3 protein-coding genes and 2 pseudogenes are annotated in these 2,544 nt (G+C 71.4%); 2 read left to right on the top strand and 3 right to left on the bottom strand.

Annotation, left to right across the window (positions count from 1 at the left end):
- A pseudogene (locus tag JMF90_RS33060) lies at positions 1 to 236 on the bottom strand (SAM-dependent methyltransferase); the annotation flags it as partial.
- A gap of 81 nt (positions 237 to 317) precedes the next feature.
- Here JMF90_RS33060 and JMF90_RS33055 point away from each other — a divergent pair.
- Complete coding sequence (locus JMF90_RS33055; RefSeq protein ID WP_054928063.1) at positions 318 to 1,115, top strand: ComF family protein; 798 nt, start codon at positions 318 to 320, stop codon at positions 1,113 to 1,115.
- Positions 1,116 to 1,210: 95 nt separating this feature from the next.
- A complete protein-coding gene (gene trmL / locus JMF90_RS33050) occupies positions 1,211 to 1,681 on the top strand; it encodes a tRNA (uridine(34)/cytosine(34)/5-carboxymethylaminomethyluridine(34)-2'-O)-methyltransferase TrmL (RefSeq protein WP_006477726.1) in 471 nt (156 codons plus the stop codon).
- Positions 1,682 to 1,715: 34 nt separating this feature from the next.
- On the opposite strand, the gene JMF90_RS33045 is transcribed toward trmL, so the two are convergent.
- On the bottom strand, positions 1,716 to 2,240 hold the full coding sequence (locus JMF90_RS33045) for an O-acetyl-ADP-ribose deacetylase (RefSeq protein ID WP_027807188.1): 525 nt from the start codon (positions 2,238 to 2,240) through the stop codon (positions 1,716 to 1,718).
- A 92-nt stretch (positions 2,241 to 2,332) separates the two neighbouring features.
- Positions 2,333 to 2,544 (bottom strand): annotated as a pseudogene (locus tag JMF90_RS33040) (glycerol-3-phosphate dehydrogenase); the annotation flags it as partial.

The raw sequence follows: 2,544 nt of genomic DNA, 5'->3' as shown, positions 1-2,544 counted from the left end.
GGCGCTTCGGGAAAACGCGCGCGCAGCGCCGGCAGGTCGTCGCCCGGGCCGCAGCCCGCATCGAGCACGGCCGCGGGGCTCACCTTGATGTATTCGAGGCGCTCGTTCATCCGCTGCGCGATCTCGCGCGGCAGGAACGCAACCGCATCGAACGTGGCGGCACGGCGATCGAAGATCCGCCGCAGGCGCCTGGTGTCATTGGCCGGACGGCCGGTTGAAGTCGAAGCTGGGGACATGTCGGGCACACTGGCGAAGAGCCCGAAGTATACTCGCTCGCCTCGCAAGCTTCATTGAGGCGGCGTGCCAGGAGTGTTGCGATGGTCCGCGGTTCCGCCGAGCGCACGTTGCGCGTCGTTTTGTCGCAGGTTCGAACGCTGGCCGTGCGCGTCGCCGCCGCCACGTTGCCGAATCGCTGCGCGTTATGCGGCAATTTGTCACACGCCGTGATTTGCGGCGCCTGCGATGCCGCGTACTGGAATGAAGCGCAGTTGCGCTGCGAGGTCTGCGCGCTGCCGCTCGGTGTCGGACACGCGCGATCGGCCGGCGGCGGTCGCCTCGGCGCCGGCCGCGCGGGCCTGTACCAGTGCGACGCGTGCCGCACCGCGCCGCCGCCGTTCGACGCGACGCTCGCGCTTGCCGATTACCGCGCGCCGCTCGACGGGCTCGCGCGCGGCCTGAAATTTCACGCACAGCTCGCGCTCGGTGGTGAATTCGCAGCCCGGCTTGCACGGCTGGTCGACGATACGCGCGGCGCGGGGGGCTTCGACCTCGTCGCGCCGGTACCGCTGTCGCACCGGCGGCTCGTCGCGCGCGGCTACAACCAGGCGTGGGCGATCGCGCGTCCGCTGGCGCGCCGGCTCGGCGTGCCAGCGGAGGCAGCCTTGCTCACGCGCGTCGCCGACACCGCGCCGCAGTCGCGGCTCGATCGGCACGCACGACGCGACAACGTGATGGCGGCTTTCGCGGTGGCAGGCGGCGTCGCCGGCCGCCACATCGCGCTCGTCGACGACGTGATGACGTCCGGCGCGACGCTCGCGGCGGCCGCGCAGGCGCTGAAGGCGGCGGGCGCCGCGCGCGTGACGAATCTGGTTGCGCTGCGCACCGCCAGGGATTAATTAGATAGAGAGGCCGCCCGCATGCGGCCGTCACGAACCGGCCAGCCGGATGCACGCGCATTGCGCCGCTCCGGCCGCCCCAGCCAAACCGAAACATGTTCAACGTCGTTCTCGTCGCCCCCGAAATTCCGCCGAACACCGGCAACGTGATCCGCCTGTGCGCGAACACCGGCGCGCATCTGCACCTGATCGAGCCGCTCGGCTTTCCGCTCGACGACGCGCGGATGCGCCGCGCCGGCCTCGACTATCACGAGTATGCGCAGATGCGCGTGCACCGCGACTGGGATGCGTTCGTCGCCGCCGAAACGCCCGATCCCGCGCGGATGTTCGCGTTCACGACGCGCGGCTCGGGCCGCTTCCACGATCATGCGTTCCTGCCCGGCGACTGGTTCGTGTTCGGCTCGGAAACGCGCGGCCTGCCGGCCGAACTGCTCGAACGCTTCCCGAACGAGCAGCGCGTGCGCCTGCCGATGCGGCCGGACAACCGCAGCCTGAACCTGTCGAACACGGTCGCGGTGGTCGTGTTCGAGGCGTGGCGCCAGGCCGGCTTCGAAGGCGGCGCCTGACGCCCGCCGGGTGTAGCCCGCGGCGCCGAACGCGTCAGGTCCGCGCGAGCCGCGCGCGGTACAGGTCGTAGATGTCGGGGGAAAAGCACGCGAACACCACGCGTGCTAGGTTCGGCGCCTGCGCGAGCATCTCGACGACGGTGCCGACCGCGATGTCGACGGCGGCTTCGGCCGGATAGCGGTAGACGCCGCAACTGATCGCCGGAAACGCGATCGACGTCGCGGCAACCTCTTCGGCCAGCTCGATCGCGCGCCGGTAGCACGACGCGAGCAGCTCGGCCTCGCCGCGCGCGCCGCCGTACCAGACCGGCCCGACCGCGTGGATTACGTAGCGCGCCGGCAACCCGTGGCCGCGCGTGAGCTTCGCGTCGCCGGTGTCGCACCCGCCGAGCGTGCGGCACTCGGCGAGCAGGCCGGGGCCGGCCGCGCGGTGAATCGCGCCGTCGACGCCGCCCCCGCCGAGCAGCGAACCGTTCGCGGCGTTGACGATCGCATCGACATCGAGCGTCGTGATGTCGACGACCTGCGCATCGAGCGTGGTGGAATGGATCTGCAGCATGACAACCTCGCGGAACGCCGAAGACTGTTCAAGCGTAGTCCGCTTTGGCGCCGCGCGCCCGGCGCAACCGTGCCGGGCGAACCCGGCCCGTGCTACTCGGCGCGTGCGTCGCGGCGCAGCAGGCCGCTGACGGCGTCGCGCGGTGCGATGCCATCGAACAGCACGCCGCACACGGCTTGCGTGATCGGCATATCGATCGACTGCGCGCGCGCGAGCGCCAGCACGGCCTGCGCGCAGCGCACGCCTTCGGCCNCGTGGCCGAGCGCGCCGAGGATGTCGTTCAGCGTGCGGCCGGCCGCCAGTT

This window comes from Burkholderia sp. E168m23 (assembly GCF_016586125.1).
GTDB classification, from domain to species: domain Bacteria; phylum Pseudomonadota; class Gammaproteobacteria; order Burkholderiales; family Burkholderiaceae; genus Burkholderia; species Burkholderia orbicola.
Note: the sequence above shows the minus strand (reverse complement) of the source record. Positions and strands in the feature narration are given on the sequence as shown.